Here is a 17,025-nt window from a genome sequence, read left to right on the forward strand (position 1 = left end):
AGATGCCGAATCATACCAACTCAGCTATTCGATTTAATGAAGTCAATTTTAATGCAGATGGTGTACACATAATAAAAAATATTTCCGGCTCTATTATGAAAGGGAAAATCACTACATTAATAGGTCCTTCTGGAGCAGGAAAATCAACCTTATTCCGCATGTGTAATGGGTTAATTTCACCCTCGTCCGGAGAGATTTATCTAAATGAAGAGCCTATCCAATCCTATGATCCGGTAAATTTACGCAGAAATGTCGGGTATGCCTTGCAGGATGCAACAATGTTAGGAGGAACGGTAAGAGAAAATCTTGCCCTCCCCCGTATCCTCAATGGCAAAACATTGCCTGATGATGAAGCAGAAGAACTTATGCAGCTGGTTGGTCTGGAAAAAGATTTTTTAAGAAAAAAAGCAAAAGATTTATCGGGTGGCCAAAGACAAAAATTATCCATCGCCCGCACATTGGTAAACCGGCCGGATATTTTACTGCTGGATGAGATCACTTCTTCCCTCGACAGGATTTCAACACAGGATATAGAGGAATTGATCCAGAAAATCAATGATAAATATAAAGTAACAATTATCTGGATTACTCATAATTTAGAGCAGGCAATTACGATCGGGAATCATACCTGGGTATTGATGGATGGGGAATTGATGGAAAGTGGGGAAAGCGACTTTTTAAACAATCCAACAAATGATGACGTCAAGCGATTTGTAAGCGGTGAAGTGCAATGAGCTTTTTAACATTGGGAATTTCCCTTATATTTGTCCTTATCCCCTTGATTTTATCAAAAGCCTTAAATCTGGGGCTGGAAAAAGATACATTTGTAGCCACAGTTCGTTCGATTATTCAATTAATTGCGGTGGGATATGTGCTGCAGTTTGTTTTTGATGCAGAGAATATGCTGTATATTATATTAATGATAGTTTTAATGATTGTAGCCGCTACACATAACGCGCAAAAGAAAGGCGCTTCCATTAAAGGGATTATTTGGAAGCTTGTTTTGACATTTACCTTTATAGAAATACTGACACAGGCGATTTTAATCGGGTTTATGATAACCCCGCCAACAGCACAGTATATTATTCCTATCAGTGGGATGATAATTGGTAATTCCATGGTGCTCAGTATCCTGTTTTTAAACAGATTCACTTCAGAAATGGAAGAAAAGGACAAGGAAACGGAACTGGTTCTATCCCTTGGAGGCACCCCGAAACAGGCGGTGCACAAGCCGTTAATTTCCTCCATTCAAGCAAGTACAATCCCTACCATTGAAAGTCAAAAAACAATTGGTCTTGTTCAGCTACCCGGGATGATGAGCGGTCAGATTATCGCTGGAGCAGATCCTGTACAAGCAGTGCTATTTCAATTGCTTATCTTGTTTCTTCTGTTAACAACGGCAGTGATTACAAGTATAATGATCGGGTATTTATCCTATCCGACATTATTCAATGAGCGAATGCAATTTTTGAAGGAGCGATTAGCAACAAAAGAGAAATGATGGGGGAGCTTATATGCAAAAGTTATTACTTGAGAAAGCCTGGGAGAAGACTATTTCTGAAACGGACCGCTCCAGAATTATGGAAGCTTTTCATGAAGCTGTGTTATCGGATAAACCGGCAGTTCAATTCAGCCCGTTGTGGCAGGCAATAAACCATAAAGGTGAACGCTTGGTTACAGTAATCATTCACAATATAAGTAAAGAAACATTTTCTTTTGTAGATAAAACAGTAAAATATAGTGTTGCAGCAAAAACAGCTGCCCAAAATACCTTCAGCCTGCCTTTTTTCGTTAAAGGAGAAACAAGTACACCATGGACATTTATTTTTCCTAAAACATGCATTTTCTTCGACCATAATCTGGAAAATGGAAAGCTGGAATTAGTAAATAGCTATGACCCTGATTAGGACCATAGCTATTTTTTACTTCTATTTTTTTATAAACATTTGTGTCCAATAATTTCCTGATTCAACATAACCCACACCAATATGTGTAAAGTCGCTGCTCATAATATTTGCTCTATGTCCGGAGCTGTTCATCCAAGCATTGACAACCTGCTCGGCAGACCCTTGACCTCTCGCAATATTTTCACCGGCAGTTGTATAATTGATACCGAAATCCTGCATCATGGTGAATGGTGAACCATAAACAGGACTGTCATGACTGAAATAGTTTTGATCTTTCATATCCTGAGACTTATATTTTGCCACTCTCGCCAGTTCCCAGTCATATTTCAAAGCAGACAAACCAGCTTTTTCCCGTTCTTGGTTTACCAAATCGATTACTTCTTGTTCCTGCGAAAATTCAGCATTGCTCGCTATGTTTATTTTTTGTCCGGGATAAATATGATTCGGATTGGCCAGCTGGGGATTGGCATCAACCAGTTCACTGACCCCTGTTTCTGTTTTTACTGCAATTTTCCATAATGCATCTCCAGGTGTTACTGTATAAGTATTAGCTGCTAATGAGCTCGCAGGAAATAGTAAAGCTATAGTTAATATAGACACAAATGTAAGCTTACTGACTTTCTTAAGCATTCCCATCATCCTTTCTTTTTGATATAAACATAGGATAAATAGTTTTTGAGAAAAAGTCATTATTAAATTTTTGGCAAGATTATTACCGTATCGTTACAATCCGGTGGAAGTGGTTTTGAAGGCTTGGAACCATCGTTTGAGGGAAAATAATAAGGTAATAAAAATGTAATATTTACGGGGCTTTTTAAAGAATATCATCCATTGAGTTCCCTACAGAAGAATTATTTTTACGCTTAAACTATTAGACTTGTCTACAAAGTTATTACGGAACAGCAGGCTTATCTCGCATTCTTCATAAGAAAAAAACACAGCATTACGGACTAAGCCCGCATGCTGTATAAAATCATTATTAATCAATATCCGTACGGGCCAAATCCGGCTCCTGTACTATAAGGGGACCCGTAGCCGGGACCATATGCACCTGGTCCCAAGCCGCCATACCCCGGCCCATATGCCCCGGGACCAGGACCAAAGCCTGGGCCAAACCCTGGACCAGGTCCATACCCCGGACCTCCTGCACCGTAACCAGGTCCAAAACCTCCAAAACCCGGCCCTCCAGCAAGCAATCCTCCACCTAAAAACCCAAGGCCCGCACCAATCAAACCGGAAGTCATCGGGTCAATTCCCGCTGCACCAGGTGGTCCAAATCTGTGAGGTGGTTCCATAGGCAGCATAGGTGGATGATTTTCATATCTATACATTTAAATTCCCCTTTTCATTTAAATTTGCGCTGTATTTTCCAACTCTTCCTTATAGCCTATGTAGCCTGAAGCAAAATGAACTGGGCAAATGTTTAGATCCACAGAAAAAGACAGTCTTTCACCTAATTTAAAGTAGGAAAAGACTGTCTTTATACTATACTACCGAGAAGCACGCAAAACCATTTGACCTGCGTCATCTTTACGCTGTTTCTGAATAAACCAAATACCAATCATAAGCACAAGACCGATGAGACTGATTATTATATTCGGTATGATCAGCATGATACCTGCCGGAAATAATACAAGACGTTCCCAAGCATACGCATTTCGTATAAAGAAACCAACAGTGGAACTACTGACTGCAGCCATACCTATTAAGGACGTAGTGACAGCCAAGATGATCCCCATCACTGTAACATCCACCATGACAAGAATTGGATTATAAACCAGTATATACGGAACGATAAAAGCAGCAATTGCCAGTTTAAGTGCTGTTACCCCAGACTGAAACGGATTTGCCCTCGCTATACCGGCACCGGCATATGCAGCAAGACAAACAGGGGGGGTAATATCTGCAACAATACCAAAGTAAAACACAAACATATGCGCAGCGATCGGCGCAACGCCAAACTCATTAATTAAAATTGGCGCAGCAATAGTAGCTGTAACAACATAATTTGCCGTTGTCGGAAGCCCCATCCCTAAAATGATACATGCAATCATCGTAAAAAACAGTGCAAATATCAGGATACCTCCAGACAGCGCAATAACGCCTGCAGCAAACTTTGAACCTAGGCCGGTAATGCTGACAACACCAGCAATAATACCAGCTGTACCAACCGCGGCGATAACCGGTAAAGCTACACGGGCCCCTTGTTCCAGCACATAAATAATTTTTTTAAAGCCCATTCTTGTATCTTTCCTGAACAAACTAATAATGAAAGCTGATACTATCCCCATTAAAGCAGCCATTTGAGGTGTATAACCAATCATGATCGTTCCAATAATTACAAATATCGGTAAAATCATATACCCATCTTTAAAAATTAACCTTTTAAAATTTGGAAGATCAGCTTTTGGTAAACCGACAATGCCCATTTTTTTAGCCTCAAAATGAGTGCCTATAAATATACCACTAAAATATAATATGGCTGGAATGAGCGCTGCCAGCATAATAGTGCCATAAGAAACACCAATATACTCCATCATAATAAATGCAGCCGCTCCCATGATCGGCGGCATAATTTGTCCACCGGTCGAAGCCGATGCTTCTGTCGCAGCAGCAAATTCCGGTTTAAAGCCGGAACGTTTCATCATCGGAATCGTAAACGACCCGGATGCAACTGTATTACCAACGGAACTCCCCGAAACCATGCCTTGCATAGAGCTTGCGACTACAGCCGTTTTAGCTGTACCTCCTGTAAATCTTCCTGTTAATGCTAAAGCCAAGTCATTAAAAAACCGTCCAATTTTTGTATGGACAAGGAGAACACCAAAGAAAAGGAACAGGAATATAAATCTGGCAGAAATTTGAACAGGTGTTCCAAATACACCACTTTCCTGATACCAAAGGTTAGTGGCAAGCCGATCAACCGAAAAGCCGGGATGGGATAATATTTGCCCTGGAATATAATTACCAAAAATAGTATATAAAATCGCCACACCTGCTACTATAACGATCGGCAGTCCCACCGTTCTTCTTGTAGCTTCCAGCAGCAATAATATCCCCAAAATAGAAATGATGACATCAATTGTTGAATAGCCGGAAATTCTGCTTTGAAGAATCGAATCAAAGAATATAATTTTATGATAGGTAACATACATACCAGTGAATGCGAGAATGACATCATACCATGGTACAGTAGTCTGTTTTTTTCCCAATCCTTTCTTTGCAGGGAAAAGCAAATATATTAATCCCAGTGCTGTCCCTACGTGTATTGCACCCTGCTGCTGAGAAGGTAATGTTCCAAAATAGGCAGTATATAAATGAAAGACGGTTAAAGCCACACTAAGAAATGTAACAACCCAGACCCATTTTCCAATCTTCTTTCTGAAAGTACTTTCCCTATCATATTTTTCAAGGATTGCCTCTGAAGATGCTTTTCCCTTTTGTGCCATCTGTTCACATCCTTTCAAAACACATAAATATTACGAGATATTAACTATTTTTCTAATAATATGATAGAAAATCGTATCCAGGAAGGAATTAATCGTCTCCTTGGCAAAATCAAAATACATGATAGAAAAATGGTTTTTCAATTAAAACTAGAAGCCATGTGAACCTGTTGGTTTAATAAAAATCAAGCACATTTGAAACAGGAGAACCGTCCCTGTGTTTCATTAATCCACTAGGTCTTCCAAGCCTTCAATGCCTGTGTTTTCCCGTGTAACAATTTGAACAACTTCCGGATAAATGTGACCGATAAATGCTGCATTGGTTACTTCATTATCCTCAAAATCTCCGCTTCCATCCATCGCATCAAGTGCTGGTACATGGACAGCCATTCCCAGATCCATGTTACCATCACGAATGCTTGCAAGGTTTTCAATAGAAGCACCTGTTTCTGTATTTGTTACATTTACCCCATCAATGTTATTATTCCATACCGTTGCCATTTCCCCGCCAAGTGGATAATAGGTGCCACCCTGACTGCCAGTACCTAAAATATATTCATCTTTTTCTTCACTGACATTTAAGTCAGCCACCGGATTATCTACTGTTAACCCTTGTTCTTCATAATAACGTTTTGCGCCAGGATGAATTGGCAGATCCTCTGCACCTGCCAGGGCATTTTCCAACGTCATTTGCTCTGATTGTGCATGGGTATTTTCATCTGCATTTTCGACCATACTTTTTGCCAATTCATACCCAAGTTCTTCATCAATCGTATCGGTATTTCCCATTAATATGGCATAGGCCGTTACTGTTTCTACATCTTCCTCCAGAAAATCATAGGCATCTGCAGGTATGGTATATCTTAAATAACCGCTGTTTTCTTCCATGTATTCAATTGCTTCATCTGTTAAACTGAGCATTTTTACATCACCAGCAGAAGCTTGTAAACTTTCTATGCTTCCTGCAGGTACACCAAGTATCCCAACAGATATATCAATATTTCCGTCCTGTACGCCATCCGCGGCATCCCCAAAGCCTTCCTGAAACTCACTATAATCACCTTCACCAATTCCATATGCTTCAAATAATAACTGAGAAACGGAATTTGTTTCACTTGCTGGCGGTCCAATTGCAATGCTGGTTCCGCCGCCGCCACATGCAGCAAGAAATAAAACAGCAGCCATCATCGTAAAAAAAATACTTTTTCTCATTTCTCTCTCCCCTTTTAATTTGAATTATCGCTTCATTTTTGTATGCGCTGTCATTCCTCTCAATAGAACCTATACAAAAAATATTTCTCTTTCATCTGCAATATGCAAACTTTGGAAAAGAAGCTTATCTCAATTATACTTATATTCTGAATGATATCAATGAAAAAAATATATAAATTAAAAAATCTGTTTCATTATTTAGCAACTATGAATATATAAGAATATTTTTATTTATTTTCAAATGTGTTTTTACCTTAATGAAAGAGTTTCTTCTTTTATAATTTTCTGTGACAAACTCCTTTTATATAAACTTAATCATTAAAAAGCACAAAGCCATAAATATGATATAAACTTGTAACAGTATTTTCACATTTGGCTGTTGCCTATGTTATTTTCCACTGATACGCTTATGTTAAGAAATGATTTAATTTGTTAAAAAACAACACGCAAGCGGAATGGTGGTGATCACATGTTTCCAGTTGAACGTCAAAATCGGATTAAAGAGCTTATCGCTAAAGAGCATAATATGAAGATATCTGATTTAAGTGAAATATTAAGTGTTTCGGAAATGACGATACACCGGGATATAAAACCTTTAATTGATGAAGGGTACATAACAAAAACATTTGGCGGAATAACATTAAAGTATGTGCCCGTTACGCCCGAGGCCACTGAGGATCATTGTGTTGTCTGCCATAAAACAATTAACGAAAAATTAGCGTACCGGATTATTTTACCCGGATCGAAAATCGAAACGGCGTGCTGTGCCCATTGCGGTCTTATTCGTCATCACCAGTTAAGTGGTGAGGCAATCCAGGCGTTATGCTATGATTTTTTATGCCAAACGACAATAGGTGCTTCTTTAGCAACGTATGTAATGGATACTTCCATTAATATCGGCTGCTGTCAGCCACAGGTGCTTACATTCAACTTGAAAGAGCATGCAGAAAAATTTGTCAAAGGATTTGGCGGTAGCGTTTATACTTTTGAAGAAGCATTAGAAAAAAACGGGAAAAAAATGCATGGTAAATACTGTCCTCACTCCAATTCAATCAACTAATACTATTTACAAGGAGGTTTGCACAATGAAAATTTGGAAATGGATCTTACTTGGTTCTTTATTATTTTTTTTAACAGCATGTGGGGGTTATAATATCGAAACAAACATGGATAGGGAAATAGAAGCATTTGAATTTACAACACAGGATAATGAAACATTCAGTCATGAAGATTTGGAAGGAGAATGGTGGATTGCGGATATGGTTTTTACAAACTGTGTTACGGTTTGTCTGCCAATGACGACAAATATGTCATTACTTCAGGATAAAATCAAAGATGAAAACCTGGACGTTCAACTTGTTTCCTTTACTGTTGATCCAGATTATGATACGCCTGAGGTGCTAACAGAATATGCAGAAGAATATGATGCAGATTTGGATAACTGGACCTTCCTTACAGGATATGACTTTGATACAATCAAAGAAATTTCGATTAAAAGCTTTCAGGCACCACTGATTGAACCGCCGGAAGATGACGACCAGGTTACACATGGTACAAGATTTTATTTGGTCAGCCCTGAAGGAGAAGTCATTAAAGGCTACAATGGCGTTGAATCTTCGGAAACAGACGTCATTATGGGTGATTTACGCAGAGTGGCTGATGAAATATAACATATAACGGCAATGCCAAAAGATTTTAATGAATGATTTAAATACCATCAAAAGCCGATAAAATAATGACCTTTTAATTTCGAAATAAATAAAAGAACGGAGAGGAATCATGCAAAAAAAGTTATGGATGTTTGCACTGCTGCTTATTCTAAGTATAGCGCTAGTGGCATGTAATAATGAAGAAGATGCAGAAGAATTGGAAGATCTCGAAGAAGAACTCGCGGTACTTGAAGTAGATTTACATGTTGACGACAGTATTGACGTCGGCGATACACTGGATATGCATGCCGAAGTAACGTATGGAGATGAAGTTGTTACAGATGCAGAACAAGCGGATTTTGAAATCTGGGAAAAAGGCGAAAAAGATGACAGCTACTTTATAGAAGCTACCAATCATGAAGATGGTACGTACACAGCTGAAACGACATTTGACGAAGATGGAATTTACCATGTTCAAATACATGTAACTGCAAGAGACTTACACACCATGCCTGAGGCGGAAGTAACAGTCGGTGAAGGCGGAGATTACTCTCATGTAGATGAAGAAGATGATGAGCATCATGATATGGATCACGGTGATATGCATCCGGATGATGAAGATGAAGAGGATATGGACGATTAACCAGACAACCCCGCTTTTTCAAAAAAGCGGGGTTGCTTTTATAATGGATATTTATCAATGATACAAGAACCAAGCCGTGAATCAACTACAAGGATTCACCGCCCTTTCAATTAAACTTTTACTTCTTTTCTTTTACTTGATGAAAGAATGTTTAATTCCTCTCTGTACTTTGCTACCGTTCTGCGGGAAATTGTAATCCCTTTTTTTGTCTTAAAATAATCTGCTATCTTTTGATCTGAGTGCGGTTTATATTTATTTTCATTTTTTATATGTTCTTCCAATAATAGCTTAACTTTCGTTTGTGAAGCATTTTCACCGTTATTCGTGTTTAGCTTGGAAGTAAAAAAGATGCGGAGTTCAAAAGTGCCTCTTGGTGTTTGGATGAATTTATTCATCGTAGATCTGCTGACAGTAGATTCATGCATATCAATTTCATCCGCTATCTCTTTTAATGTTAAAGGATTCAGTCCGGAAAAGCCTTCCGTGAAGAAACGTTCCTGTTTATTTATAATTGCTTCTGTCACCTTTAGGATTGTACTTCTTCGTTGCTCAAGACTGCTCATTAGCATTTGATAGCTTTTATATTTATCCTTCACATACTTATTTAACTCATTCTTTCCGTCTATCAAAGTGTTATAACTGCGATTAAATTCTACTTTTGGCAAATACTTATCATTTAAGTAAAATGCCAGATCCCCGGCATGTTCTTCCACAATAATATCAGGGGTTACATACTCGATTGCCTTTTGTTCCAATTGACATGGTTTCGGATTAAGCAAACGGATCGTTTCAAACGCTCTTTTTACTTCAGCCAGTTCTATATTTAATGACTTGGAGATTTCCTGCCATTTTTTGTTTGCCAGCTGCTCTAAATGTGATTTGATGATTAATTCAGTTACTTCATCATCCGGATAATAAGTTTTTACTTGTAAATAAAGACATTCTGCAAGATTTCTTGCTCCTACTCCTACTGGTTCCAATTTTTGCAGGGTTTCGATTCCTGTCCTAACGCTTTCTAATTCCAGACCAAGCTCTGAGGAAATTTCCTCTTCAGGACTCGGCAAATATCCATTTTCATCCAGGGTGAAAATCAAATAATGCAGTAATGCTTTTTCTTTGTGTGAAATATCCAGCCACGTTACTTGTTCCAATAACATTTCTCTCTCATTTGTTTTTTTATCGGGCAAAAAATCGATCGGGTTTTTACCGCTTCCCCCCATATTTTTAATCGGAATACTTCCTTTTTCAAAATGAACATCTTCATTCTCTGTCAGTTCAATTAAAGGATTTTCCAGCTCCTGGTGTTGTAAGTAATCGTATAGTTCCACAGTTGAATATTGTAATATCGCTATCGCTTGACGCAATTCCATTGTCATTACTAAGTTAAGTTTCTGTTTCTGTTGAAGCACCAGCTCCATTACAAATCCCTCCCTTGGAGCGCATCGGTATTATTATAATATAGTATGTTATATTTTAGTAGAATCGAAGAATGATAAACTGTATACGCTTTCACTTCATTATAATATAAATTTGGATAAAATACAGGTTTTTTTTAATTGGGGCCGAGTAAAACGCAAATCGGTTATTTATACCTTTTACTCGGCTGATACAGGAATATGCTCTAACGCCGTGATATCGAATAAACCCTTGGCCGTTAATTTCACTTCTGGTATAACCGGAAGAGCCATAAATGACAAAGTGATAAATGGATTAAATTCTTCTTGAAAGCCAATGGCTTCAAGTGCCACATTCAATGCTTCCAATTTATTTTTCACCTTCCGATAGGGTTCGTCTGAAATAAGTCCGGCTATCGGCAATGCAAGGGCAGCAAGTATTTCTCCATCTTTTACAACAACTACTCCACCGTTTATATCTTTTACATAGCGAATTGCCATCAACAGATCCTCATCGTTTTCCCCTGCTGCAATAATATTATGGGAATCATGGGCAATCGTGGATGCAATTGCTCCTGATTGTAGCCCGAGCCCATGTATAATACCCATACCAATATTCCCTGTCGCTTTATGTCTTTCAACAACTGCCAATTTCAGCATATCTTTTTCAGCTGACGATTGAAAATAGCCATTAATGACATCCGCAGCCATTACATTGAGTTTTGTTGTAATGCTATTAGGTATAATGGAAATTACATTCGCACTTTTACTTTCAGACAATTTGATTTTCAAATCTTTTTCTGTCACGTTTTTTATATGTATACTGTTCATGAGACGATCCGGGATTAGTACAGAATGTTCTTGCTCATACGTGACTTCACCCGTTTTGGCAACAGACATTCCATTAACATAGGTTTCTGTTATATGAAGTTCTTCCAGGTTATTTACAAGCAGGAAGTCTGCATCATACCCCGGGGCAATGGCCCCTTTATTATTTAAACCGAAACATTCCGCTGCATTCAGTGTTGCCATCTGAATTGCAGTTATCGGACTGATACCATGTTCAATAGCAACACGGACATTATGGTTAATACTCCCTTCTTCCATCAATTCATCCAAATGCTTATCATCGGTGACAAATAAACAACGGCGGGCATTTTTTTCATTCACAGCTTTTAAAAGCTCTTTTAAATCTCTGGAAGCAGAACCTTCACGAAGCATGACATACATCCCCCGCTGCAATCTTTCTTTTGCTTCTTCTGCTGTTGTACACTCATGATCACTATGAATATGAGCAGCCATATAAACATTTAATCCATCCACATCAAATCCAGCCGCATGCCCATCAATGAGCATTCCAGCGGTTTGTGCATCCACCAGCTTATCCATCATCTCGTCATTTGTATTTTTTACCGAGGGATAGTCCATCACTTCTCCTAAACTAATTACACTGGAGTGGTCATAAAAAGGAAGAATTTCTTTGGCATGCAATGTTGCCCCATTATTTTCAAATGGAGCTGCCGGCACACAGGATGGGATTCCAAAGTACACATTTAAGGGGATATTTTCAGATGATTTGATCATAAAGTGAATCCCTTCTTCCCCGCTTACATTCGCAATTTCATGGGGGTCCGCAATAACCGTTGTAACCCCCTGCGGAAGTACTACCTTAGCAAATTGATCTGGTGTAACCATTGCCGACTCGATATGAACGTGTCCATCAATAAACCCGGGTAAGATATATTTTCCGCCTGCATCAATCACTTTTTTTCCTTCATAGTTTCCAATACCAGCAAAAACACCATCTGCAATGGCAATATCGGCCTCCATTATTTCTTGATTAAATACGTCAACAATTTTCCCGTTCTTTATTACTGTCTCTGCAGGTACTTTTTTCGCTGCAACATCTATTCTCTTTTTCAACATTTGTTTATCCATAAGTTTTCTCTCCATTAACAAATAATTATCCTTTTATTATACCTTTATTTTCTCAGGAAAAGAAAGTGCAACAAAATAAAAATTTATTTTAATGGAATTTATTTTAATGATCTTTTTAAGGTTCTTCATCAAAATATATGGTTGACAAACAAAATATAATGATGATTTATAGTGACCGCTGCGGAAAAACACTACGCTTTCCGTGGGCTTGAGCTCAGCCTCTTCGAAAAAAAGAAGTTCACTTTTTTCCTGCGGGGTCTTCCCACTGCGCTTTCCCACTGGAGTCTCTGTGTTTTTTTCCTCCGCTAGTTAGTGCCATTACCATATTTATTTACTAATATCAACCATTGATTTTGATGTTGACCCCTTTTTAATACCTAATAATTTTATATAGAGATGACTGCCCGTACCTGATACCCAAAAGATAACAAAAAATGACTATTTTCATTAACATACACCATAAATAGTAAAATATATCTAAAAAAAATAAACATTATGTTGTTTTTCAGAAAAATTTATTGACATTTTGTTCTTTCCTAAATATACTATTTGTTAATCAAATTTAATTTTTAAAAATTATACAACATGAAATGAAGGTGATCAGAATTAGCATAAACAAAAGAATTAAAAGTCTCCAGGAAGTACTTCGCGAGCAAAATCTTGAGGCAGCCATTATCTTCTCCAAGGAAAATCGTCGTTATTTTGCGGATTTCCCAGGCAGCAGCGGAGCACTTATCATTTCACAAACTAATTGTGTGCTGTTAACTGATTTTCGCTACATAGATGATGCCAAAAGCAGCTCCTCCAGCCATTATGAAGTGATTCAGCATCCCGGTGGTCAGCTGGTGCATAGTGTCAGTGAGCAAGTACAGAAAATGAATTTACACAAAGTCGGTGTAGAAGATTCTCTTGCTGTTGGTAAACAGAAATTACTGGAAAGGGAATTACCTGGCGTAGAATTCTCATTAATAGAATCCTATATTATGCAAATCAGAATGATAAAAGATGAATCAGAAATAAATCATATCCGTGAAGGGATTCGTATATGTGACCTTACATTTAACCATATTACCGGATTTATAAAAGCTGGTATGAGTGAAAAAGAAGTCGGTTTGGAACTTGAGTACATCATGAAGAAAAATGGTGCCGATGGAATTAAAGAAAACCATGTAATTGCCTCCGGAGAAAGATCTTCCCTTCCGCATGGTCAAGCTACCGACAGAATTATACAGGATGGGGATTTTGTGAAAATGGATTTCGGTGCAAAAGTGAACGGTTACTATACCGACTTTACCAGAACGGTAGTTATTGGTGAACCGATAGAGAAACAAAGAGAAATTTACGGCATTGTTTCTCAGGCACTGGAAACCAGTCTAAAACACGTGGGGCCAGGCAAGAAATGCAATGAACTCGATGAAGTAGGAAGATCAATCATCAGAAATGCCGGATATGGGGATAATTTCGGTCACAGCCTTGGCCATTCTTTAGGATTAGATATTCACGAAAGCCCTGCTATGAGATCTACAGATGAAACTATACTAAAACCAGGCATGGTGATTACTGTTGAGCCAGGCATTTACATTTCAGGCTGGGGTGGCGTAAGAATAGAAGATTTAGTAGTTATCCGTGAAAATGGCATTGAAAATTTAACTATATCTACAAAGGAATTACAAATATTAAACAACAAATAAAGGAGCTAACAACATGAAGAAATTCATATCATTTATTTTATTTATCAGTTTAGTTGGACTGCTGGCTGCTTGTGCGAGCGAACCCGATCCAGAACCTGCAGAAGAAGGGTCAGAAGGAGAAAATGAAAATAGTGGCGGTGATGGTTCACTTATTGTTGCTGTTGGTTCCGACGCAACATACCTGGATCCGCATATGGGTACAGACATTCCATCAGCAAATGTATACCATAATAGAATTTTCGAAACATTGGTGATACAAGATGAAAACATGGAATTTCAGCCGGGATTGGCTACTGAGTGGGAAAGGGTAGATGACCTGACGTGGGATTTCAAATTAAGAGATGATGTTGAGTTTCATGATGGCGAGCCATTTAATGCAGAAGCTGTGAAAGCCAATCTTGAGAGAGTAACTGACGAAGAGTTTGCTTCACCAAGAGCAGATTTATTTAACATGATTACAGAGATTGATGTTGTCGATGAATATGATATTAAATTAACAACAGAATATCCATTTTCACCATTATTGGCAAATTTCGCTCATTATTCAGGAGGCATGATTAGCCCTGTAGCCATCGAGGCCGATAGCAGCGGAGATGTTCTATTAAATGATAACCCGGTCGGCACTGGACCTTTTTCATTTGATTCATGGGAGCCGGGAGATGAAATAGTCTTAGAAAGAAATGATTCCTATTGGAACGAACCAGCAAATGTAGATTCGGTAACTTTTAAAGTAATTGCAGAGGGCCTGACAAGAATTAGTATGGTGGAAACCGGGAATGCCCATATTGCAGAACCAATTAATACAAATGACATTATTCAAGTGGAAGAATCTGAAAATATGTATCTGTACCGCAGTGAAGGGTTAGGTGTGGATTATATTGGTTTTAATACACAAAAAGAACCATTTGATGACAAGCTAGTCCGCCAGGCAATCAGTCATGCATTGGATACGGAAACAATGATCGACCATGTATATAATGGTGTTGGTATTTATGCTGATGGACCTATTGGCCCCGCCGTAATCGGGCATAATCCTGATATGCAAGGACTTGAACATGATTTGGATAAGGCAAAAGAATTGCTTGCAGAAGCAGGTTACCCGGATGGTTTTGAAACAACTATATGGACAAATGATGACCAGGCAAGAATGGATGCAGCTGAAGTTGCCCAATATCAACTAAGTGAAGTAGGCATTGATGTCTCCATAGAGGTTCTTGAATGGGGTGCTTATTTAGAAGGAACGTCAACTGGTGAACATGATATGTTTATTCTTGGCTGGTCTAATATGACTGGTGACGGTGACTACAATCAGTATTATCTCTTCCATTCTGATTCAGTCGGATCACCAGGAAATCGCAGCTTCTATGAAAACGAAGAAGTAGATGAATTAATCGATGAAGCGAGAAGAGAGAACGATCCTGATAATCGAGTTGATCTTTACCATCAAGTTCAGGAAATTGAAATAGAAGATGCGCCGATGGCATTACTAAGACACACCGAATATATCGCAGCAGTACACAATAGTGTAGAAGGATTCTGGCTGCATCCTTCCAGAATTATGATGCTAAATGATGTAGTTATCGAATAACATAAATTTCACAAGCAGTCCCTTATGATGGATTTCATTAAAATGCGTTTTCATCATAAGGGACTCTTTTAGTTTGCATTATTCATTTCGGGAAGAGGCCGATGGATTTCGAGATTTTAGGAACGCAGCAAATAACTCCGATCACCTACATTAAAGCAGAAATAAACGCCGTAGCAATCCCGAAGTAAATCAGCAAGGACAAAATATCGTTAATCGTTGTAATGAGTGGTCCTGAAGCAACCGCAGGATCCACATTAAATTTATATAAAACAAGTGGGATGATGGTTCCGGCAAGTGTTCCAATAATCAGCGTAAGCAACAGGGAACTCCCCACTACGATCCCCAAAGTAAAGCTTCCCTGCCATACGTAAGCGATAATTAAGATTAATATCCCGCAAGTAACCCCTATCATTATGCCAACCCAAAACTCTCTAAAAATAAGTTTTACCACCTGTTTAAATGATAAGTCCTCTGTCGTCAACCCTCTTACTACAACTGCTAATGACTGGGTTCCCGTGTTTCCTGTCATACCTGCGATCAGCGGCATGAAAAACGCCAGGGCAACAACTTGTTCCAGCGTAGCTTCAAAACCGGCAATAATACTGCCTGACACAAGTCCGATAAATAGAAGCAGTATGAGCCAGGGGAGCCTTCTGATTGCTGCGGTCAATGGTTTTGTATTAAAGTCAATCGCTTTTCCGGAAGCAGATAATTTTTCGATGTCTTCGTTTGCCTCCTGTAATACAACATCGATAATATCATCCACGGTTACGATACCGACCAGCGTATTGTCCTCTTCCACAACCGGGAGGGAAACAAAATCATAGCGGCTGATTATTTTTGCAACCTCCTCCTGGTCTGTATGTACATCTGTTTTCACAATTCTTGTAAACATGATGTTCTCAATTTTATCCTGAATATCAGCCAGGATTAAATCCTTATAGGAAACAACACCTAACAGTTTCTTTTCCTCATCAATTACATATAAATAGTTCAGATACTCGGCAAGCTCCGCAAAATCCTTCAATTTATCAACGGCTTCTCTTACTGTATAGTTTTTCGGTATCCACACATAACGATTATTCATAATTCTTCCCGCTGTTTCAGCGGCGTAATTCATCATGTTCTGAACTACTTGTATTTCTCCCTTGTTCATCCCTGCCAATAGTTCTTCTATATGTTCTGGATCCATTCGGGACAGTAATTGAGCCAGATCATCATTCTCCATCAAATCAAGCACCTGGGATGAACGCTCGATCCCCAATTTTTGCAGGAATTCCAATTGATCCTCTTCTTTAAGTTCTCCAATAAGTCTTTTCATTTGTTCTATGGGTAAAAAAAGAATAAACTTATTCCGGCGTTTAGCAGGAATAAGAATATACTGCTGAGCCATATCATAAGGCTGTAATTGTTCAATAATTCTCAGGAAACGAGGTTTATTCGATTCCTTCAGTGATTGAATAAGTGCAACTGTTACTTCATTTTCTGTCATATTTAATGGCATGCCAATCCCCCTAAAACTGAAAGCTTCTCGTCTTAGTTTACTCATGAATAGGA

Annotated in this window: 15 protein-coding genes; 8 read left to right on the forward strand and 7 right to left on the reverse strand. The window is 38.5% G+C overall.

Features of this window, described 5'->3' with window-relative positions; genetic code table 11:
* Positions 1-2 precede the first annotated feature (2 nt).
* Genes ACDX78_RS01125 through ACDX78_RS01135 form a run of 3 tightly spaced genes read left to right on the forward strand, consistent with a single transcriptional unit; the run spans position 3 to position 1,907 of the window.
* The gene (locus tag ACDX78_RS01125; RefSeq protein ID WP_486024621.1) at positions 3-734 is read left to right on the forward strand and encodes an ABC transporter ATP-binding protein; all 732 of its coding nucleotides are present in this window, start codon (positions 3-5) and stop codon (positions 732-734) included.
* The gene (locus ACDX78_RS01130) at positions 731-1,501 is read left to right on the forward strand and encodes an ABC transporter permease (protein WP_486024623.1); all 771 of its coding nucleotides are present in this window, start codon (positions 731-733) and stop codon (positions 1,499-1,501) included. Before ACDX78_RS01125 ends, ACDX78_RS01130 begins: the two co-directional genes overlap by 4 nt.
* 13 nt (positions 1,502-1,514) lie before the next feature.
* Positions 1,515-1,907 carry an SLAP domain-containing protein gene (locus ACDX78_RS01135; RefSeq protein ID WP_486024625.1) on the forward strand — a complete coding sequence of 131 codons (393 nt, stop codon included), beginning with the start codon at positions 1,515-1,517 and terminating at the stop codon, positions 1,905-1,907.
* 21 nt (positions 1,908-1,928) lie between these two features.
* Here ACDX78_RS01135 and ACDX78_RS01140 read toward each other — a convergent pair whose 3' ends face one another.
* The 4 genes from ACDX78_RS01140 to ACDX78_RS01155 form a co-directional block, all read right to left on the reverse strand.
* Positions 1,929-2,537, reverse strand: coding sequence for a CAP domain-containing protein (locus ACDX78_RS01140; protein WP_486024626.1), 609 nt, complete (start codon positions 2,535-2,537; stop codon positions 1,929-1,931).
* Positions 2,538-2,890: 353 nt separating this feature from the next.
* Positions 2,891-3,238, reverse strand: coding sequence for a hypothetical protein (locus ACDX78_RS01145; RefSeq protein WP_486024628.1), 348 nt, complete (start codon positions 3,236-3,238; stop codon positions 2,891-2,893).
* A gap of 159 nt (positions 3,239-3,397) precedes the next feature.
* Positions 3,398-5,356, reverse strand: coding sequence for a TRAP transporter permease (locus ACDX78_RS01150; protein ID WP_486024630.1), 1,959 nt, complete (start codon positions 5,354-5,356; stop codon positions 3,398-3,400).
* Positions 5,357-5,578: 222 nt separating this feature from the next.
* On the reverse strand, positions 5,579-6,565 hold the full coding sequence (locus ACDX78_RS01155) for a TAXI family TRAP transporter solute-binding subunit (protein WP_486024631.1): 987 nt from the start codon (positions 6,563-6,565) through the stop codon (positions 5,579-5,581).
* Positions 6,566-7,034: 469 nt separating this feature from the next.
* On the opposite strand from ACDX78_RS01155, the gene ACDX78_RS01160 reads away from it, so the two are divergent.
* From ACDX78_RS01160 to ACDX78_RS01170, 3 genes are all read left to right on the forward strand, one after another.
* Positions 7,035-7,625, forward strand: coding sequence for a DeoR family transcriptional regulator (locus tag ACDX78_RS01160; RefSeq protein ID WP_486024632.1), 591 nt, complete (start codon positions 7,035-7,037; stop codon positions 7,623-7,625).
* 25 nt (positions 7,626-7,650) lie between these two features.
* On the forward strand, positions 7,651-8,235 hold the full coding sequence (locus ACDX78_RS01165; RefSeq protein WP_486024634.1) for an SCO family protein: 585 nt from the start codon (positions 7,651-7,653) through the stop codon (positions 8,233-8,235).
* A gap of 109 nt (positions 8,236-8,344) precedes the next feature.
* Positions 8,345-8,857: a FixH family protein gene (locus ACDX78_RS01170; protein ID WP_486024636.1), complete on the forward strand. Its 513-nt coding sequence runs from the start codon at positions 8,345-8,347 to the stop codon at positions 8,855-8,857.
* A 110-nt stretch (positions 8,858-8,967) separates the two neighbouring features.
* Here ACDX78_RS01170 and rpoN read toward each other — a convergent pair whose 3' ends face one another.
* Both rpoN and ade read right to left on the reverse strand, forming a co-directional pair.
* Entirely contained in the window at positions 8,968-10,275 is a 1,308-nt protein-coding gene (rpoN, locus tag ACDX78_RS01175; RefSeq protein WP_486024637.1) for an RNA polymerase factor sigma-54, read from the reverse strand.
* A 177-nt stretch (positions 10,276-10,452) separates the two neighbouring features.
* On the reverse strand, positions 10,453-12,189 hold the full coding sequence (ade, locus tag ACDX78_RS01180; protein WP_486024639.1) for an adenine deaminase: 1,737 nt from the start codon (positions 12,187-12,189) through the stop codon (positions 10,453-10,455).
* Positions 12,190-12,785: 596 nt separating this feature from the next.
* Between ade and ACDX78_RS01185 the strand changes: the two genes are divergently transcribed.
* Together ACDX78_RS01185 and ACDX78_RS01190 are read left to right on the forward strand one after the other, a co-directional pair.
* On the forward strand, positions 12,786-13,880 hold the full coding sequence (locus tag ACDX78_RS01185) for a M24 family metallopeptidase (protein WP_486024641.1): 1,095 nt from the start codon (positions 12,786-12,788) through the stop codon (positions 13,878-13,880).
* A gap of 13 nt (positions 13,881-13,893) precedes the next feature.
* On the forward strand, positions 13,894-15,468 hold the full coding sequence (locus tag ACDX78_RS01190; protein WP_486024643.1) for a glutathione ABC transporter substrate-binding protein: 1,575 nt from the start codon (positions 13,894-13,896) through the stop codon (positions 15,466-15,468).
* Between the two features lie 145 nt (positions 15,469-15,613).
* On the opposite strand, the gene mgtE is transcribed toward ACDX78_RS01190, so the two are convergent.
* Complete coding sequence (gene mgtE / locus ACDX78_RS01195; RefSeq protein WP_486024645.1) at positions 15,614-16,972, reverse strand: magnesium transporter; 1,359 nt, start codon at positions 16,970-16,972, stop codon at positions 15,614-15,616.
* Positions 16,973-17,025: the final 53 nt, after the last annotated feature.

The organism is Virgibacillus oceani (assembly GCF_041521345.1).
In the GTDB taxonomy this organism is placed as follows: domain Bacteria; phylum Bacillota; class Bacilli; order Bacillales; family Amphibacillaceae; genus Virgibacillus_N; species Virgibacillus_N oceani_A.